Source organism: Butyrivibrio sp. XBB1001 (genome assembly GCF_000424505.1).
Classification (GTDB): domain Bacteria; phylum Bacillota; class Clostridia; order Lachnospirales; family Lachnospiraceae; genus Butyrivibrio.
In genome coordinates this window covers 32,376-51,751 of the sequence record NZ_AUKA01000011.1, presented here as the reverse complement: position 1 = coordinate 51,751, position 19,376 = coordinate 32,376, and the positions used below count along the sequence as shown (strand labels likewise).

The 19,376-nt window shown below is 41.4% G+C and carries 15 protein-coding genes; 14 read left to right on the top strand and 1 reads right to left on the bottom strand.

Annotated elements, in window-relative coordinates; translation table 11 throughout:
- The first annotated feature begins 298 nt into the window (after positions 1-298).
- The 14 genes from G631_RS0110735 (at position 299) to xylB (ending at position 18,511) form a co-directional block, all read left to right on the top strand.
- Positions 299-577, top strand: coding sequence for an AtpZ/AtpI family protein (locus G631_RS0110735; RefSeq protein ID WP_026489448.1), 279 nt, complete (start codon positions 299-301; stop codon positions 575-577).
- Between the two features lie 67 nt (positions 578-644).
- On the top strand, positions 645-1,076 hold the full coding sequence (locus tag G631_RS0110730; protein WP_035789700.1) for an ATP synthase subunit I: 432 nt from the start codon (positions 645-647) through the stop codon (positions 1,074-1,076).
- A gap of 10 nt (positions 1,077-1,086) precedes the next feature.
- Positions 1,087-1,857 carry a F0F1 ATP synthase subunit A gene (locus tag G631_RS0110725; RefSeq protein ID WP_026489446.1) on the top strand — a complete coding sequence of 257 codons (771 nt, stop codon included), beginning with the start codon at positions 1,087-1,089 and terminating at the stop codon, positions 1,855-1,857.
- A gap of 108 nt (positions 1,858-1,965) precedes the next feature.
- Entirely contained in the window at positions 1,966-2,247 is a 282-nt protein-coding gene (atpE, locus tag G631_RS0110720) for an ATP synthase F0 subunit C (RefSeq protein ID WP_026489445.1), read from the top strand.
- A gap of 273 nt (positions 2,248-2,520) precedes the next feature.
- Positions 2,521-3,057: a F0F1 ATP synthase subunit B gene (atpF, locus tag G631_RS0110715; protein ID WP_242829095.1), complete on the top strand. Its 537-nt coding sequence runs from the start codon at positions 2,521-2,523 to the stop codon at positions 3,055-3,057.
- A gap of 23 nt (positions 3,058-3,080) precedes the next feature.
- The gene (gene atpH / locus G631_RS0110710) at positions 3,081-3,620 is read left to right on the top strand and encodes an ATP synthase F1 subunit delta (protein WP_026489443.1); all 540 of its coding nucleotides are present in this window, start codon (positions 3,081-3,083) and stop codon (positions 3,618-3,620) included.
- A gap of 21 nt (positions 3,621-3,641) precedes the next feature.
- Positions 3,642-5,162: a F0F1 ATP synthase subunit alpha gene (gene atpA, locus G631_RS0110705; protein ID WP_026489442.1), complete on the top strand. Its 1,521-nt coding sequence runs from the start codon at positions 3,642-3,644 to the stop codon at positions 5,160-5,162.
- Positions 5,163-5,174: 12 nt separating this feature from the next.
- A complete protein-coding gene (gene atpG / locus G631_RS0110700; protein WP_026489441.1) occupies positions 5,175-6,038 on the top strand; it encodes an ATP synthase F1 subunit gamma in 864 nt (287 codons plus the stop codon).
- Between the two features lie 138 nt (positions 6,039-6,176).
- Positions 6,177-7,571 (top strand): F0F1 ATP synthase subunit beta, encoded by a 1,395-nt coding sequence (gene atpD / locus G631_RS0110695; RefSeq protein ID WP_026489440.1) that lies wholly within the window; start codon positions 6,177-6,179, stop codon positions 7,569-7,571.
- A 35-nt stretch (positions 7,572-7,606) separates the two neighbouring features.
- Positions 7,607-8,035: an ATP synthase F1 subunit epsilon gene (gene atpC, locus G631_RS0110690; RefSeq protein ID WP_026489439.1), complete on the top strand. Its 429-nt coding sequence runs from the start codon at positions 7,607-7,609 to the stop codon at positions 8,033-8,035.
- 131 nt (positions 8,036-8,166) lie between these two features.
- Positions 8,167-10,308 (top strand): HD domain-containing phosphohydrolase, encoded by a 2,142-nt coding sequence (locus G631_RS0110685; RefSeq protein WP_026489438.1) that lies wholly within the window; start codon positions 8,167-8,169, stop codon positions 10,306-10,308.
- Positions 10,309-14,544: a hybrid sensor histidine kinase/response regulator gene (locus G631_RS0110680; RefSeq protein ID WP_026489437.1), complete on the top strand. Its 4,236-nt coding sequence runs from the start codon at positions 10,309-10,311 to the stop codon at positions 14,542-14,544.
- 23 nt (positions 14,545-14,567) lie between these two features.
- Positions 14,568-16,943 carry an HD-GYP domain-containing protein gene (locus tag G631_RS0110675; RefSeq protein WP_026489436.1) on the top strand — a complete coding sequence of 792 codons (2,376 nt, stop codon included), beginning with the start codon at positions 14,568-14,570 and terminating at the stop codon, positions 16,941-16,943.
- Positions 16,944-17,041: 98 nt separating this feature from the next.
- On the top strand, positions 17,042-18,511 hold the full coding sequence (gene xylB / locus G631_RS0110670) for a xylulokinase (RefSeq protein WP_026489435.1): 1,470 nt from the start codon (positions 17,042-17,044) through the stop codon (positions 18,509-18,511).
- 15 nt (positions 18,512-18,526) lie between these two features.
- On the opposite strand, the gene G631_RS0110665 is transcribed toward xylB, so the two are convergent.
- Positions 18,527-19,357, bottom strand: coding sequence for a hypothetical protein (locus G631_RS0110665; RefSeq protein WP_026489434.1), 831 nt, complete (start codon positions 19,355-19,357; stop codon positions 18,527-18,529).
- Between the last annotated feature and the right edge of the window lie 19 nt (positions 19,358-19,376).

The following is a 19,376-nucleotide window of genomic DNA, read 5'->3' as shown; positions in this document are numbered from 1 at the left end:
ATCCTGTGAAATAACCGAAATTTTGATAAAAGTTTTATTAATAACTAAGCTGTGAATCGCAAAAATGTGTAAATATGCGGTTCACAGCTTTTTTTCACAATAACGAGAAAGTGTCCCAAATTGTCTAACTTTGGTTGTAGAAATGCCGTAAAAAGTGTATTATTAAGTTGTTATACTGTTATGTTATGCGCAATTACTATGCCCTGATGTAATATTCAGTACATTGCGAGAGAAAAAGCGATCGGTATAACGTTAATTGCAACACAATTTGCGACAGGAAGGAGTAAGGTAAGGCCATATGCAATTTAAAGATTTATCTAAGTTATTAAGTCAGTTTGCTATGGTGGGGCAGCTCGGATTGTCGCTTCTTATGCCACTTCTTTTATGCTTGTTTGCTTGTTATCTTCTATGCACCAAGCTTTCTGTTGGTGCCTGGGTATATATACCGGGGTTTATATTGGGGCTCGGTGGTTCTATGACAACCGCCTATAAGGTTTATCTGTCAGTTATTCGCAGGGAAGAGAAAAAGAAAAGAGTAAGGGATCCTAAGGAAGTCTATTTCAATAAGCATATGTGAGCTTTATCAGCGAAATATGCATTTATAGAGTAGGTATGGATCTGAGAATTATTTGGGGAGAGACAGGATGTTTAAATTACAGGATGCAGTAAAAAAGGAAACCCGAAATATCGCAATTGGCACAGGCATTGGCGTGCTGATCATGTTTTTAATATTTTTTGTTTTACATATGGTAATACCAGAGGATGCACCCTTTGGATGGAGTGTACCCTTTGATTACAGAGTGATTCTGGCTGGAATTATAGGTTTTTTTGTTGCTGTCGGGAATTTTTTCTGGATGGCGCTTACAGTTCAGAAAGTTACATCCATAGATGATGAGAAAAGGGCCAGGGAAACCATGGGCGTTAGCCTTCGTTACCGAACCATGATGCAGCTTCTGTGGGTGATACTTGCTATAGTGGTTCCAGTTTTTAATCTGGTGGCGGGCATTGTTCCGCTGTTTATACCTAGCATCACAATAAAACTACGCGGGATCATGTCTGCGGGGAAAGGAGGTTGAAGGCGAAAGCATGAGTAATGGTTTCGAAGTCGATTATGCGGTCATATACAAGACCTTCCATACTGGCATTCCGATTCTGGGAGACTTTAAGCTTACAGAAACACTGATTGTCAGCTGGATAGTGATGATAATCATCACAGGACTATGTATATTCCTGACCAGAGACCTTCGGGTCGAGAACATTTCGAAAAGACAGGCTTTTGCGGAAATGCTTGTTGAGACGGGTAATAATTTTGTCCGTAACAACACAGGAGGCAATAAGTTTGATAAGCTGATCCCATTTGTTTCAGCTCTTTTTGCTACCAGTGTAGTATCAAACCTTATAAGCCTTATAGGACTGCGAAGTCCAACAGCAGACCTATCAACGGAAGCAGCCTGGGCAGTAGTTGTTTTCATAATGATCACTGCCACCAAGATTAAGACCAACGGATTTGGCGGATATTTGAAGGGATTCACTACTCCTATTGCAGTTATGACACCGTTTAATATCCTGTCAGAGTTGGCAACACCAGTAAGTATGGCTTGCCGTCATTTTGGAAATATTCTTTCCGGTGTAGTTATTGACGGACTTATCTACTGGGCACTTGGACTTGCATCAGCAGCTTTATTTGGACTTATCCCAGGAGCTGTAGGAGATTTCCTTTCCAAGATACCAATTCTTGGAGTAGGTATTCCTGCTATAACCGGTGTATATTTTGACTGGTTCTCAGGCTGTATGCAGGCATTTATCTTCTGTATGCTGACAGTTATGTATATAGCTAACGCCGCAGAGGAAGGGTGATAAAGGGATTGCGAGAATGAAATGGAGCAATCCGATATCACGCCTAAAAATACAATTAAATATAAATACACAAAAAACAAGAAAACTTCATTTAGGAGGCAAAGAATTATGGGTGATTTTCAGGTACTAGCAAAAGGTATAGCACTTGCAGGATGTGGATTAGGTGCAGGATGTGCACTTATCGCAGGTATTGGTCCTGGTATTGGTGAAGGAACTGCTGTTTCTAAGGCTCTTGAAGCTATCGGACGTCAGCCTGAGTGTAAGGGCGACGTTACAGGTACCATGCTCCTTGGTTGTGCGGTTGCTGAGACAACTGGTATCTATGGTTTCGTTACAGGTCTTCTTCTTATCTTCGTTGCACCAGGTATGTTCATGAATTACTTGCAGTAACAAGGGATTCAAAGTTTCAAATACGCATGCTTGCATGCAAGGATTTGAAACCTTGAAGACCGCAAGGACATGAGGAAAAAAGGAATTTTTATGAAATAAAAATTACGATTTCCGAATGTCCGCCGGATTGCGAGAACGAAGTGGAGCAATCCGAGGTTAATGCAATTTGTAGTGATAAGCGCCGCGAAAGCAGCAAAGCAACTGCGCAGCCCTTAATCATTGCAATATGTAGTGGATATCAGTTGGTAAACACAAAATAAGGAGAGAAATCATATGGATATACAGGCCCTAATGATGATCACTGCGGACGTTAAAGAGACGCAGGATCTGGTTACACTAGTGCCCTGGACGTTTATCATTCAGATAATCAACCTGTTTATCCAGGTATTTTTGATCAAGAAATTCCTTTTCAAGCCTATCAATGACATTCTTGAAAAGAGAAAAAAACTTGCAGATAAAACGATCCGAGAGGCAAGAGAGGCCCAGGATAAAGCTGATTCTCTTAAAGAGCAATATGAAAACAGCCTGACAAAGGCACATGCAGAAGCTGCTGAGATTGTTTCTGAAGCACAGAAGGAAGCTCAGAAAAAAGCAGACACAATTGTGCAGGAGGCTCAGGAGGAAGCAGCCGGAATCAAGTCCAGAGCTGCTGCTGACATAGAGCAGGAGAAGAAGAAAGCTATTAACGAGGCCAAGGATGAAATCGGTGGTCTTGCGATGGATATCGCAGGCAAGGTAGTTGAGAAAGAAATCAACGAAGCCGATCATAGAAAGCTTATTGATGACTTTATCAATAAGGTTGGAGCATAAGGTTAAGGTAAAAGGAGAAATTTATGAGCGCAGCTGGAGATCTTTATGGGCAGAGCCTATATGATCTGGCAGCGGAAGAGAACCTTACGGATGAAATACTGGGCGAAATGGAGGCTGTAAAAGGGATATTCAAAGAAAACCCTGATTACATAACCCTCCTATCGGAACCTTCAGTCCCAAAACATGAAAGACTGCAGCTAGTAGATCAGGCATTTGCTGGAAGCCTGCAGCCATATCTTCTGAACTTTATCAAGATTCTCATCGAGAAGGGCCTTTTGAGAGAGTTTTCTGCTTGTCAGAAACGCTTTAGAAAGAGCTACAACGAGGCACATGGAATAGCAGATGCGGTCGTTACTACAGCTATAGCTCTTGATGATAAAGAGCTTGGTCTTCTCAAAGAAAAACTTGAAAAGATCAGCGGTAAGAAGATTTTATTGAAACAGAAGACAGATCCATCAGTCCTGGGCGGCGTTAGAGTGGATCTGGAGGGACAGCTCTTTGACGGCACAGTCAAGGGTAGGTTATCCGAGCTTCGCAGACGTGTTGATGAAACGGTCATCTAATAATAAACATCGGAGGATGATATGGAACTAAAACCAGAAAAAATATCCGAGGTCATTCGAAGCCAGATAAAGAATTATCAGAATGCAATTATCCAGAACGAGACTGGAACAGTTCTTACCGTTGGTGATGGTATTGCCAGAGTTAGCGGACTTTTGAACTGTATGTCCGGAGAGCTTTTGGAGTTTGAAAATGGTACTTTTGGAATGGCTCAGAACCTCGAGGAAACAGTAGTATCCGCGGTATTGTTCGGCGAGGATGTAGGAATCAGCGAAGGACAGACCGTAAAGCGTACAGGAAGGGTTGTATCTGTTCCTGTAGGCGAGCAGATGATTGGACGTGTAGTAAACGCTATCGGCCAGCCTATTGATGGCCAGGGACCAATCGAAGCTGCAGAATATAGACCAGTTGAATCACCAGCTCCTGGTATCATTGCCAGACAGCCGGTAAAAGAACCACTTCAGACAGGTATCAAGGCTATCGATTCCATGATCCCTATCGGAAGAGGACAGCGTGAGCTTATCATCGGCGATAGACAGACTGGTAAGACAACTATCGCAGTTGACACAATTCTTAACCAGAAGGGCAAAGATGTTATCTGTATCTACGTTGCTATTGGACAGAAACGTTCAACAGTTACATCACTGGTTGAAGATCTTAAGAAGGGCGGAGCTATGGACTACACTATCGTTGTAGCAGCTACAGCTTCAGAGCCTAGCCCACTTCAGTACATTTCACCATACACAGGCTGTGCTATGGGTGAGTACTTTATGCACAAGGGCAAACATGTACTTTGTATCTATGACGACTTGTCCAAGCACGCTGTAGCATACAGAGCACTTTCACTTCTTATCAGAAGACCACCAGGACGTGAAGCTTATCCTGGAGACGTTTTCTACCTGCACTCAAGACTTCTTGAGAGAGCAGCTAAGCTCTCTGATGAGAATGGAGGAGGTTCACTTACAGCCCTTCCTATCATCGAGACACAGGCCGGTGACGTATCAGCCTACATTCCTACAAACGTTATCTCTATCACAGATGGACAGATATTCCTTGAGACAGAGCTTTTCCACTCAGGAATCATGCCAGCGGTTAACCCTGGTATCTCCGTATCCCGTGTAGGTGGTAATGCGCAGATCAAGGCTATGAAGAAGGTTGCCGGAACACTTAAACTTGTATATTCACAGTACCGTGAGCTGCAGAGCTTCGCTCAGTTCGGTTCAGACCTTGATGAAGACACCAAGAACCGTCTTGCACAGGGCGAACGTATCGTAGAAGTTCTCAAGCAGAACAAGAATATGCCTGTTCCTGTAGAAAAGCAGGTTGCTATTCTCTATGCGGTTGTTAATAACATCCTGATGAAGGTTGAAGCAAGCGATATTGCTGAATATGAGGCTGGTCTTTATGACTTCCTTGATCAGAATCCTTCCGGAATTGCTGCTATGCGTGAGATTCGTGAGAGCGGCAAGCTTGAAAAGGAAACAGAGGATAAGTTAAAGGCAGCATTAGACGCTTATACAGATAAGTTCGTTAAGAGCAGATAAGGAGGATAAATAATGGCTGGATCAATGAAAGCTGTTAAACTCCGAATCAAGAGCGTCCAGAGCACAATGCAGATTACGAAGGCTATGCAGCTTGTTGCTGCATCAAAGCTTCGTAAAGCCAAGGAAAGAGCTGATGAATCAAAGCCCTACCTTGAGACAATGCTTGAAACACTTACAGATATAGCCAATGGTAATACAGATTACCGTTCTATTTACACCAAGCCAGGTGAAAATGATAAGAAATGGCTCTATGTTGTTATTGCCGGAGACAGAGGTCTTGCAGGTGGTTACAACTCTAATCTGTTCAAGTTTGTTGAAGCTGAGATCAAGGACAAAGAGGACGTGACAGTTCTTCCAATCGGTAAAAAATCTGTGGAGTTCTTTAAACACAGAAATATTCCAATCCTTACTGAGGAATATGCCGAGGTTGCCAAAACAACTATCTCTGATTGTTTCCAGATAGCCAAGCTTATCTGTGGATCATATGGTGGTGGCGGATTTGGACATGTATTCTTGTGTTACACAAACTTCGTGTCCATGCTGTCCCAGGTTCCGATGGCTACATCTCTTTTACCACTGTCAGATCTTTCATCTGACAATAAAAAGAGCGATGGAAAGCCCAGGGATCTTATCCTTTATGAGCCAAACAGCGAGACAGTGTTCGATGCTATAGTTCCGGAGTATCTGGCGGGCATTCTATATACCAGTATCAATATTTCTTATGCCAGTGAGCTTGCTGCTCGTAGAACTGCTATGGAAGCTGCAACTGACAATGCAGAAGAAATGATAGAGACCTTGAGTCTGTACTATAACAGAGCTCGTCAGGCAAGCATCACGCAGGAAATTACAGAAATTGTCGCTGGTGCCGAAAGCTGAGAACCAGGTGAAGTTTTATTGAGCCTTGGTACGAAGCTTGTTCTGTCGAGCACGAAGTGCGAGAGCAGAAATTCCTTGCATGAAGTGCGAGAACAGAACTTCATTAGGATATAACAACTTTGAATAAGGAGTTTAACAATGAGTGAAAATCATGTTGGAAAGGTAATACAGGTTACAGGCCCTGTACTTGACATCCGATACAAAGAGGGTGAACTTCCAGATCTTCACAATGCCATAGAAATCATGATCGAAGACCGTAAGCTGATCGCAGAGGTTGCTCAGCAGGTTGGAGATGACGTAGTAAGATGCGTTGCCATGAGTTCAACAGATGGTCTTGTCAGAGGCGCAGATGCCGTAGATACTGGAAGCCCTATCACTGTACCGGTTGGTGATGAGTGTCTGGGTAGAATTTTCAATCTTTTGGGAGATCCTGTTGATAATGGACCAGATCCTGGTGCAAAAGAGAGATGGCCAATCCATCGTCCTGCACCTGCTTATGAGGAACAGGTTCCTGCTACAGAGATCTTTGAGACAGGTATCAAGGTCGTTGACCTTATCTGCCCTTATGCTAAGGGTGGTAAGATTGGTTTGTTCGGTGGTGCCGGCGTAGGTAAGACCGTACTTATCATGGAGCTTATCAACAACGTTGCCAAGGCACACGGTGGTATTTCAGTATTCACCGGTGTTGGTGAGCGTACTCGTGAAGGTAATGACCTTTACGGAGAAATGAAGGAAAGTGGAGTTTTGGATAAGACTGCACTGGTTTATGGACAGATGAATGAACCACCGGGAGCCAGAATGAGAGTTGGCCTTTCAGGACTTACAATGGCTGAGTATTTCCGTGATGTCAAGAATCAGGACGTGCTTCTGTTCATTGACAATATCTTCCGTTTCACACAGGCTGGTTCAGAGGTTTCAGCCCTCCTTGGACGTATGCCTTCAGCCGTAGGTTACCAGCCTACACTGGCTACAGAAATGGGTGCTCTTCAGGAGCGTATCACATCAACCAAGAAGGGTTCTATCACATCAGTTCAGGCCGTATACGTACCTGCTGATGACCTTACAGACCCTGCTCCTGCTACAACATTCACACACCTTGATGCTACAACCGTTCTTTCCAGAGATATCGCATCAAAGGGTATTTATCCAGCTGTTGATCCTCTTGATTCAACAAGCCGTATCCTTTCACCAGATATCGTAGGAAAAGAGCATTATGAGGTAGCAAAAGGCGTACAGCAGGTGCTCCAGAGATATCGTGAACTTCAGGATATCATCGCTATCATGGGTATGGACGAACTTTCAGAGGAAGATAAGCTTACAGTTTACAGAGCTCGTAAGGTCCAGAACTTCCTGTCACAGAGCTTCTCAGTTGCTGAGCAGTTCACAGGTCTTCCTGGAAAATATGTTCCTCTTAAGGAGACAATCCGTGGATTCAAGATGATCCTTGACGGTGAGTGCGATGATCTCCCAGAGTCAGCATTCCTTCTTGTTGGAACTATCGACGAAGTATTCGAGAAGGCTAAAAAGCAGTAATGCTTTTAGCCCATAATATGTAAAAGGAGTGCAATATGGCTGCAACATATCATTTACAGGTTGTATCCTTAGATGGTCTTGAATATGAAGGCGAAGTCCAGAAGATACTGCTTCGTACAATAGATGGTGATGTTGAGATTCTTGCTCGTCATACCAACTACTGTACTGCCATTGGAATGGGAACTGCCAAGGTAGTCCTTGAAGATGGCAAGGAGAGAAAAGCAGCCTGTATCGGTGGAATGCTCTCAGTCATGAACGGAGAAGTAAGAGTCCTTCCAACTACCTGGGAATGGAGTGAGGACATTGACGTAGAGCGTGCCAAGGCCGCTAAGGCAAAGGCGGAGGAGAGACTAAAAGACAAAAAGCTTGACAATGAGGCCAGGATAAGAGCCGAGGCCAAGTTGTACAGAGCCTTAGTCAGAATAGGTTCTTCTTCCGGACACGATCATCTTAATGATCAATAAGTTTTGATTTATGGAACGCTGACTCCGGAATCGGAGTCAGCGTTAATTTTCATATCCCAAGAAATATGTTTCCTGGGATATGAAAATTAACGCTATGCTATCACATTGATCAGGGATCGGAGGGGCGACTTTTGAGAAATGAAGTTAAGATGAAAAAAGATAGTGGAAAGTGGCGTGTTATCCTGGTTATTACCGGGGTATTTTTTAATGTGCTGCTTTTTTTCATAACTCATCATTTTGGGCTTCCTATTTTTCTTGATACTGTAGGCACAATAATATCTTCGGTAATAGGAGGGCTTTTCCCGGGAATCCTGACGGCTGTTTTATCAAATACACTATGTGCAGTGATTGATGATAATTCTGTTTTCTTCATGATTGTCAATGTTGCTGTCGCTATCTTTACCGCTTGGTATTCCAGAAAATATTCCTTTATCAAAATAGAAAGAGTTATCATATTTGGCTTGATTGCAGGTGCTGTTTCCGGCCTCATGGGTGCTTTTATCCAGGATGTGTTATTTGGAGAAATGCAAAATAGCATACTTGTAGAAATCATGACCCCTATACATGACAACCTTCATATTTCAGAGCAGCTTTCCTTATATATTGGCAGCACACTTATTAACATTTTGGACAAGATGCTTTCTTCATTCATGGCCTTTATAGTTGTTTACTATACGCCTATGGAAGAGATAAAAATTGTTCAGGATGTTGGATGGAGACAAAGACCATTATCAATCGATGAGCTTCAAAAAATAAAGGCTTGGGACAAGGATGTTAAGGTAACCGCCAGATCAAGGATGGCCTACACACTTGTTGGGGCTTCAATTATTCTTGTGTTTATCATGGGGTGGATTGGAGTAAGCCTGTACTTTGAAAATCAAAAAAATGAGAGAATTGATAGTGCCTGGAATGCAACCAGCTTCACGACTCAAATGATAGACCCAGAGTCTATTGAAAATTTCCTGGAAAAAGGAGAAGAAGACGATAGTTATTTGCTGTTTCAGAATCTTTTATCCACAATAAGAGATAATGCCTATGGGCTTGAAAATCTCTTTATTGTTAAATCCCAGGAAGATGGTGTCATTTATATTTTCGACCTTCCCACAGAGAAAAAGCCAGATCCTTACGAGTTGGGGGAATTTGTATCCTACGATGACTTTGGAATGACAAAAGTAAAAGAGAAGGCTGTAAGTGGAAGGGCAGGCTATGTAGAGTCGGGCTCACTTTTTGGATGGAAAATGATAGTTTTTAACCCTGTATATGATGCGGAGGGAACTTGCGTATGCTACGTTGTTGCGGAAGTCTCTCTGGCATACATGGCAGGCTATATGAGAACCTTCATTCTCAAAGTTGTGATCATCCTGTCTGGATATTTTGTACTGATAGTAGCTTATGCCTTATGGACAACTGACGTTTATGACACTTACCCCATTAGTAGTATGGCTGAAATGCTTGACAGATTCAGTAAAGGGGATGACTCCCAGGAACAGCTTGACTCTAATGTAAGGGAAATACGTGCACTGGATATACATACAGGAGATGAAACAGAAAAGCTATATAAGAGTATCTGCAGCATGACTTTAAATCAGGCAGAGCAGATGAGAAGCATCAGAAGACTGTCTGAATCCACAGCCAAGATGCAGGATGGTCTTATCATGACAATGGCTGACATGGTTGAAAACAGAAACCTTGATATGGGTGCACATATACAGCGAACTACGGCCTACGTCAGAATAATAATGGAGAGTCTTAAGAAAAAGGGCTACTATGCAGAAAAACTGACACCTAAATTTTTCTCTGATGTTGTAAGATCTGCACCTTTATATGATGTAGGTAAGATCAAGATTCCGGATGAAATACTTCAGAAACCTGGAGAACTAACTCCGGAAGAGTTTGAAGTAATAAAGACACATACAATTGAAGGTAAAAAGATATTGGACAACGCCATCAGTACCTCAAATGGTGATAATTACCTGAAAGAAGCCAGAAATATGGCAACATACCATCATGAGCACTGGGATGGCGGCGGATATCCAGAAGGACTTCATGGAGAGGTTATTCCTCTATCTGCAAGAATAATGGCAATAGCAGATGTTTTTGATGATATTACATCGGACAGGGTATATAGAAAGGCATACCCACTTGATGAGGCTCTTGATATCATGAGAGATTTTAATGGAACAGTTTTTGACCCTAAGTGCCTTGAGGCTTTTATGGATGCACTTCCTGAAATAAAGGTCATCATGATGAAATATGGTGGAAAGAGTGTATAAATGAAAAACTTAAAGAAAAAATACATTTACGCCATCGCAGTAGTGCTAATGATATGCGAAATAGTCCACATTTCACTAAACGCTGCAGCATCAGATGGAAGCGGGGTGTTGCCCTATGAAAAAGTAAATAAGTACGGCGGTGGATATGCAGTAACAAGGCAACTTGAGGGAGTTGGCTATGCTGCGTACATTTATGATGCTACCAACGGCCTTCCAACCTCTGATGCTATGTGTATTCTAGGATCAAGTGATGGACATATATGGATAGGCGGCTATAGTGGCGTTGTGTGCTATGATGGAATCCTTTTTGAAAGGCTTGACACATCAAATGGACTAACAAGTGCAAGGACTCTTTTTGAAGATAGCAAAAAGAGAATATGGGTTGGAACCAATGATAACGGAGTGGTTCTCCTTGACGGTAAAGAGAGGACTCAATTCACTGTTTTTGATGGTCTTCCCTCTTCATCAATAAGAAGCATTGCAGAGGATTACCAAGGAAATTTCATAATTGGTACAACTCAGGGATTATGCTATATCGACGAAAATTTTGAGATTAAGAAAATAGAAAATAGAATTCTAAATACAGAGCGAATTCTTAAGCTTGAGCTAGGTGCTGATGGAAAAATATATGGTCATACCGCTAATGGGTATATTTTTACAATTGAGAATTGTCTTGTGACAAGCATATACAGTGGCAAAGACCTTGGAATGGCAAAGATAACTACCATGATGACAGATCCATATCATGGAGGGAACTTATATATTTGTACTGAAAAAGGTTATATTTACCACGGAAAGCTGGGGACAAAGGCAATTGGCCTTAAAACCACATCTATTCCAAGAAACAAGGCTGCTCATTGGATTTCCTATGAATGCGGAAGAATTTGGGTTTCAACAACTTCCGAAGCAGGCTATATAGATGCAGATGGTAGTTATACTGAACTTAATGATCTTCCAATGAATAGTGCTATAGAGATGATGACCTCAGATTACCAGGGGAATATGTGGTATGCATCTTCTACCCAGGGTGTAATGAAGCTTGTTACAGATAATTTTGTGGACATGACAAAATCTGACGGCTTGCCACAATATGTAACCAATGCTACCTGCTATTATCAGGGCAAGCTATATGTTGGAACTGATAATGGTCTTTTTATCCTGAATGAAAAGGGTGTACTGGAGAATAATAACCTTACAAGATACGTAGGAGATGCCAGAGTAAGAAACATAATGGCTGACAGTAAGGGGAATCTTTGGGTCGCGACCTATACGAGAGGTAAGGGCCTGATATGCTATTCGCAGAGTGGAGAATTCAAGATCTATACAACTGTAGATGGACTTGGTGATAATTCAGTAAGATGCTTGGCAGAAACAAAAGATGGTTCCATTATTGCTGGAACAAATGGCGGAATATCTATAATAAAGGACGACAAGATTGTAAAGAACTATGGTGTAAAAGAGGGCTTATTAAATGCCATGATCCTCACTCTTATTGAAAGAGAAGACGGTATCATAATGGCAGGAACTGATGGTGGTGGACTATACATCATAGACGGAGATGATATTAAGCATATAGGCCTCGAGGATGGGCTTACAAGCGAGGTGGTCCTCAGAATAAAGGAGGACAAGGAAAGAGATGTATACTGGGTTATTACATCCAATTCAATAGAATATTTAAGTAAGGAAAAGTTGACTATCGTATCTTCTTTTCCCTTTAACAATAACTATGACATCTATTATGACGAGTTTGAAAATGTGTGGATATTATCTTCCTATGGCATCTACAGGGTTAAGGCCCAGGAAATGCTCGATGACAATGTACATACTTACAAACTCTATACTATATCTAATGGTATGCCCTATGCTGTGACTTCCCAGGAGTATGGGTGCATGGATGAAGATGGTAACCTCTACGTGCCAGGTAGAGAGGGCGTTATCAGGGTAAATATAAATAAGTACTTTGAAGAGAGTGACACAGTCAAAATAGCAATTAATTCAGTTTATTGTGATGATGAGGTTATTTATCCGGATTCTCAAGGCACATATATAATACCTGCAGATACAGCACGTATTAAGATAACCCCTTCAGTTATGGATTATACAATGCTTAATCCTAATGTCAGGGTTTTCTTTGAGGGAAAAGAAAGTGAGGGTCTTACCACGCCCAGAAGTGAACTATCTACACTTGAGTACACATCATTAAGCTATGGAACTTATACCCTGCACATCCAGCTCATCAATAACAGGGATGAAGTGACTCATGATGAGAGATTTCTGATTATCAAGAAACCTCGTTTCTTCGAGCTGTTCATTGTAAAGATATTTATCCTTCTGCTGATAGCCTTTGCAACAGGATATATAGTATGGCGAGTACTTAAATCCACAGTCATTTCCAAACAGATGAAGGAGATAAAAGCAGCCAAAGAAGAGGCAGAAAGAGCCAACACTGCAAAATCCAGATTCCTTGCTAATATGTCTCATGAGATCAGAACTCCTATCAATACCATAATGGGTATGAATGAAATGATCCTAAGAGAAGATGCTTCAAATGTTCCCAAGAATTATTTCCTGTCTATGATGAACTATTCTCTTGACATAAAAAATGCTACGGAATCTCTGCTGGGACTTATCAACGACCTTCTGGATATGTCCAAGATTGAGTCTGGAAAGATGCATCTTGTGGAGCAGGAATACGATGTTCAGGATCAGCTGCGCTCAATCGTATCCATGATACGATCAAGAAGTACGGAAAAAGAGCTGATATTTGAAGTTGTAGTAGATGAGATCATTCCCAAAAGACTCTATGGAGATGCAGGAAAGATAAAGCAGATAGTCCTTAATCTTTTGACAAATGCTGTTAAATATACTGAGCAAGGTGGAATTGCCTTTACTGTATCGATGGAAGCAAGGAAGGATGATATCTGTGATTTCAGAATCTCAGTTAAGGATACAGGTATTGGCGTAAAAGAAGAAGATATGGATAAGCTCTTCATGGCCTATGAAAGGCTTGACGAGGAAAAGAACAGTGCCATCCAGGGTACAGGACTTGGACTTGATATTTCAAGGAGATTTGCAGAGCTTATTGGAGGAAATCTCTGGTGTGAAAGTGTTTATGGCGAAGGCTCAGAGTTTATCCTGACTTTTAAGCAGAGAATCGTGGACTCTACTCCTATAGGCGTATTTATTGAGCACGATACAAGTAGTGGTCCATATGTTCCTAAATTTATTGCTCCTGACGCAGACATTCTGGTAGTTGATGATACACCGATGAACCTTAGCGTTATAAAGGGATTACTAAAGGCTACAAAGGTCTTTGTTACCACAGCAGACAGTGGAGAGCAGGCTCTTGAAAAGATCAAAGAGAGCAAGTTTAACGTGGTACTTCTGGATCATATGATGCCAGGAATGGACGGAATAGAGACCTGTGCCAAGATAAGAGAAATATATCCTGATCTTCCAGTGTATGCACTTACTGCTAACGCAGCTGCTGGAGAGGAATTCTATAAGTCAAAAGGCTTTAACGGCTATCTTGCCAAGCCTGTAGATAGTGCCACACTTGAGAGCACGATATTAAAACATCTTCCACCTGAAATGGTCATGACAAGAGAAGATGAAGAAGATGAAGAAGAGTTAAAAGAGCTTCCTGATAACATGCTGTGGATCAATGAAGTGGAGGGTCTATCAGTTGATGATGGTATCAAGAACTCTGGAAGTATTTCAAGTTATATCTTTGCACTTAGATTGTTCCTTGACACTATTGATGACAACATTTCAGTTATCACAAACTCTTATGAGAGCGGAGATATAAGGCTTTACACAATAAAAGTTCATGCTTTAAAGAGTTCTGCCAGAATAATCGGTGCACTTGAACTTTCAAAAGAGGCAGCAGATCTTGAAAAGGCTGGAAAAGACGGAGATAAGAGCTTCATAGATCTTCATACAAATAAGCTGATCAGTGATTATAGTGCTTTCAAGCAAAAGCTAGAGAAGATGGATCAGGAATTTGACACAAGTGCTGACGATGAAGGAAAAGAGATGATATCTGAGGAAGACCTTAATGATGCCTATAGTGCACTTAAAGATGTTATTTCTCAGATGGATTATGATGCTGTTGAAATGATCCTTGGGCAGCTAAAAGAGTTCCGCCTGCCTAAAGAGGATGAGGACAAGCTTAACACTCTTGCAAAACTTCTTAAGACTTTTGACTGGGATAAAATGGAAGAATTGTTTGAATGAATTGATTTACAGGGAGCAGATTGATGTTTGATTTTATAAGAACTCATCAACTTGATATTATGCTGGCACTTAGCGCGGCCTGTTTTACTATGGCATTGCTACTTGTCATTACCAAGTTTCTTTCAAAAAGGAGAAAATGGATCCTTGTAATGATGGAGCTTGTAGCCACATCCCTTCTTATGTTTGACAGACAGGCCTATATGTATAGCGGTAATGTAACAAGGACTGGTCTTGTAATGGTCAGAGTCAGCAACTTCGTAGTTTTCTTCTTGACATCTGCAGTTGTATTTGGATTCAACCTGTATCTGACAGACCTTTTAACAGAAGAGGGCAAGCTCGAGAAGATACCAAAGAGACTTCGCCTGGTTGCACTATTATCCATATTTGGAATGGTCCTGGCTGTTATAGCTGCTTTTACAGGGCTGTATTATAGTTTTGACAGTATGAATGTTTATCACAGAGGCCCAGGATTTCTTATAAGCTATATTGTTCCGGTTGTATGTCCCTTTATTCTCTTCTCTGTCGTAAGACAATATAAAAGATATTTTAGCAAGATCATATATACAGCACTTGTAATATATCTTATGTTCCCTCTGGCTGTGGGAATACTACAAATATTTACTTATGGAATTTCAATAGTAAATATGGCTATGGTGCTGGTTTCAATCTTCCTGTACGTATTTACTTATTTGGACGTAAACGCAACTGTTCTTCATGCCCATGAGATAGAGATGCAGGCTCTTGAAGAAGATAAAAAGAGTATGAAAAGGCTGTTTGACCAGACTGCGACTGCTTTTGTGGCAGCCATGGAAATGAAGGATGCTTTTCCTAAAGGTCACTCCGCCAAGGCGGCAGAAATGGCAGGAAGAATAGCAAAAGCAGCAGGTAAGAACAACGATGAGATTGATGAGATTTATTATTCAGCTCTTTTACACAACGTAGGAGTAATGGGAATTCCTGATGGAATCATAGAAAATGCCAATAAGCTGTCCCCTGAACAATACGAAGTATTTAAGAGGGCACCTATCTATAGTGAAGAGATATTATCAAATATCAGAGAGTACCCGATACTGGCAGTAGCAGCCAGATACGCCTATGAAAAGTATGATGGATCAGGCTTCCCGGAGGGACTTAAAGGTGAGGCTATTCCAGAGGTTGCAAGGATCATGGCAGTTGTTGACGCTTATGATTCTATGACCACACGGAGTAAGTTTAGTAATCCTCTCCCGGAACTCATTGTGAGAGAGGAACTGATAAAGGCATCGGGAACTACGCTTGATCCTGTATTTACGGATATTATGGTTGAAATCATGGACAGAATGGCAGCAGAGCAGGCTCTGACAGAGAAAAAGTCAGAGGATGAGATAGAGAAGGCAATTCTGTGCTCAGCCTATAGAGATAAGATAACAAAAGGCATACTTATAGCCAATTCACCAGTTAGCATCAGCTTTTTTGCTGAACCTAGAAAGAATAAGGATAGCGATTTTAGCGCGCCTTCAATAATCGTATTTGATTCCTATGACAGAAGGATACATACAAATCCCAGATCTATAGATGCCTACAAGTATACTGAGTATGGTGAAGTGTGGTTTGATGGACATTATGTTTCTACAGAAGCAAGGAACATGGAGGCTTTTGTAGAAGATATTTCAGAGGATAATTCTGACTGGGAAAGCGGAAAGTATGTAATTTTTGCCACAAGATATGAGGATCATGTGAAGATCAGCATGACAGATGGCAAAAAGGATATAGATGTGACGATAGCGTTACCTGATAGTTCTAAGTTTGCTGCAATAGCAATAACGGGTGAGAACTGCTATATAAGCAATATCACTGTTGACAGATCAGATGAGGAAACTACTGAGGGAGATATTACAAGAATTGCTGATATGGTCAGCTATATTCAGCGCATGGAATCAGACATTCCTAATGTTCAGATTGACAGCTACAGATCTGCTTATACTGAAGGGGTTGAGATAGATGGATTTATGGAGATTGCTTTCCACAGCATGTCTCTTCCTGCATCGAATCTTATGTGGCACTGTCCGTCGATTGTACTTTATTATTCTGAAGATGGAAAGGTCGGCGGACCTGGTTACAAGGAATACGCACTTATAAAGCTAAATGGTGAGATAGATAAAAACGACCTGTATGCCAGAAATAGTTTTACCATGAGAAAGCTTGAAGATTTCCCTGGATGGGACACCTGGAAGAAAACAAATAAGGCAGGCTTAGAGTATGAGGTTGAATTACATTGCAAAGGAAATACTCTGACGCTTAAGACAACAAACATGGGCATAGAAATCCAAAATATTACTACTGTAGTTGATGGCGGAGACAAGGTTTATGCAGCTCTTTCCGGAGATATGGTTGCTATTACTGACATAAGGATCAAGTAACAATAATCAAGTAGTAAATAGCAAAATACGGAGTGCGGATAAGGGGCAAAATATGTAAAATAATAGTGTTATTTTTTCATATGCGAGGAGGTACATAAATGTTATACATTGGTGTAGATTTGGGGACATCATCTGTTAAGCTTGTGCTTATGGATGAAACAGGCAAGATCCATGGAACAGTAACAAGAGAATATCCTTTATTTTTCCCACAGCCAGGCTGGTCAGAGCAGAAACCTGAGGACTGGTATGCTCAGGCAATCGAGGGACTCAAGGAGTTATTGAAGGATGCTGACAAGTCACAGGTTGCAGGTATCAGTTTTGGTGGCCAGATGCACGGCCTTGTAATTCTTGATGAAAATGACAACGTTTTAAGACCTGCTATTTTGTGGAATGATGGAAGAACTCAGAAACAGGTAGATTTCCTTAACGGAGAGATTGGAAAAGAGACACTTTCCAAATACACTGCAAATATCGCCTTTGCAGGATTTACAGCTCCAAAGATTCTTTGGGTAAAAGAAAATGAGCCTGAGAATTTCAAGAAGATCAAAAAGATAATGCTTCCTAAGGATTATCTTGCATATAAGCTTTCAGGAACCTTCTGCACAGATTATTCTGATGCTTCAGGAATGCTGTTGCTTGATGTTCAGAACCGCAAGTGGTCAAAAGAGATGTGTGATATCTGCGGAATTACAGAAGATATGCTTCCTCAGCTCTTTGAGAGTTTTGAGAAGGTTGGAACACTTAAGGCTGATCTTGCAAAAGAGCTTGGACTTTCTGAGAATGTTGTTATTGCCGCAGGTGCTGGTGACAACGCAGCAGCAGCTGTTGGAACAGGCACAGTTGGACCTAATAAATGTAATGTTTCTCTTGGAACAAGTGGAACAATCTTCATGTCTTCAGACTCATTTGCTGTAGACAGTAACAATGCCCTTCATTCATTTGACCACGCTGATGGCAAGTTCCATCTTATGGGATGCATGCTCAGTGCAGCCAGCTGTAACAAGTGGTGGAATGATGAAATCCTTAAGACCAAGGATTATGCTGCAGAGCAGAAGGGAATCGAGAAGCTTGGCGAGAACCACGTATTCTTCCTGCCATATCTTATGGGCGAGAGATCACCTTGGAATAATCCTAATGCACGTGCTACTTTTACAGGTATCACAATGGATACAACAAGAGAGGATATGACACAGGCTGTACTTGAAGGCGTTGCATTTGCAACTAGAGATATGTTCGAGGTAGCAAAATCTATTGGAGTTGCTCCTTCTAGAACAATGATCTGTGGCGGCGGTGCTAAGAGCCCTCTTTGGAGAAAGATGATCGCAAATATACTCAACGTAGAGGTTGACGTTCCTGTTTGCGAGGAAGGCCCTGGTATGGGAGGCGCTATGCTTGCAATGGTAGCCTGCGGAGCTTACAAGACTGTAGAAGAAGCAGCAGCTGCAATTGTTAAGGTTGATAAGACAGAGAAGCCAGATCCAGAGCTTGTTAAGAAGTATGAAGCAAGATATCAGCAGTTCAAGACTATTTATCCTGCACTTGCTGAGACATTCAATAAGATTGTATGAACTGAAAATGGACCGTTAACTCCGTCCCCCAGTACTATTTCTGTGGGCCACGATCATCCATACAACGTGCACAACAAAAATGCACACCATGAGGAACAGGTGTGTATAAAAGATACCAACTATGTAGTAGTTTCGCTCAAGTAGGTATCCCATATTAAAGCCAAAGAGATTTAATAGACCTATAAGTATCAGGGTGAGAGCCATGTAGGGCAAGTTGAAGAACATATTCTTAAGGGCAACCAAAAAGTCCTTAAAGGATGCGTCGAAATAGACGAATCTACCTACCATAAGACCAAAGTAGTACATCATAACTGGGCTGTACTGGCTTTCATCACCAATAGTATTTAAGTACATTAAGATCACAATGACGTAGAACATAGCGAGCATGCGAATGGTAGCTTTTTCTTCTCTTGTGATCTTTTTTAGTGGGATTATAAAAGTGTCCAGAAGAGTGTTGATAACGCAGGACATCAAAATAAGGAGAAGAAGCAGAAAATCTTTACCCTCTGACCACATTTCAAAAAGCATGCGCTCTGTGCTGGTGAGTTTACCCGCAGCACCGGACTGGGCAAGGGTGTAGATATGATTTATGATGACGTAGGAGCAGGAGAAGGACAAAACGGAAACTCCTGCAATCAGCATTTCAAAAAAGCGCTGGACCTTGTCCACAAAGGCAAGGTCCATAGCTATTTCACGGCTTCTGCCATGAAGCTTCTTGTTTAATACGAGATTGGTTGAAAGGTAGATGATTCCAATACTTATACCTACTCCAATGAAAGTAATAAGAAGAAAAATTAGTTTTTTCCCCAAGGTAAAGTCTGGGTTTAAGTAAGCACTGATAGACATAATAAAACTCCAATCTAGT

Bases quoted from the DNA above. Each gene is read 5' to 3' on its own strand.
- G631_RS0110735 (WP_026489448.1), top strand. From the start codon at position 299: ATGCAATTTAAAGATTTATCTAAGTTATTAAGTCAGTTTGCTATGGTG.
- G631_RS0110730 (WP_035789700.1), top strand. From the start codon at position 645: ATGTTTAAATTACAGGATGCAGTAAAAAAGGAAACCCGAAATATCGCA.
- G631_RS0110725 (WP_026489446.1), top strand. From the start codon at position 1,087: ATGAGTAATGGTTTCGAAGTCGATTATGCGGTCATATACAAGACCTTC.
- atpE (WP_026489445.1), top strand. From the start codon at position 1,966: ATGGGTGATTTTCAGGTACTAGCAAAAGGTATAGCACTTGCAGGATGT.
- atpF (WP_242829095.1), top strand. From the start codon at position 2,521: ATGGATATACAGGCCCTAATGATGATCACTGCGGACGTTAAAGAGACG.
- atpH (WP_026489443.1), top strand. From the start codon at position 3,081: ATGAGCGCAGCTGGAGATCTTTATGGGCAGAGCCTATATGATCTGGCA.
- atpA (WP_026489442.1), top strand. From the start codon at position 3,642: ATGGAACTAAAACCAGAAAAAATATCCGAGGTCATTCGAAGCCAGATA.
- atpG (WP_026489441.1), top strand. From the start codon at position 5,175: ATGGCTGGATCAATGAAAGCTGTTAAACTCCGAATCAAGAGCGTCCAG.
- atpD (WP_026489440.1), top strand. From the start codon at position 6,177: ATGAGTGAAAATCATGTTGGAAAGGTAATACAGGTTACAGGCCCTGTA.
- atpC (WP_026489439.1), top strand. From the start codon at position 7,607: ATGGCTGCAACATATCATTTACAGGTTGTATCCTTAGATGGTCTTGAA.
- G631_RS0110680 (WP_026489437.1), top strand. From the start codon at position 10,309: ATGAAAAACTTAAAGAAAAAATACATTTACGCCATCGCAGTAGTGCTA.
- G631_RS0110675 (WP_026489436.1), top strand. From the start codon at position 14,568: ATGTTTGATTTTATAAGAACTCATCAACTTGATATTATGCTGGCACTT.
- xylB (WP_026489435.1), top strand. From the start codon at position 17,042: ATGTTATACATTGGTGTAGATTTGGGGACATCATCTGTTAAGCTTGTG.
- G631_RS0110665 (WP_026489434.1), bottom strand. From the start codon at position 19,357: ATGTCTATCAGTGCTTACTTAAACCCAGACTTTACCTTGGGGAAAAAA.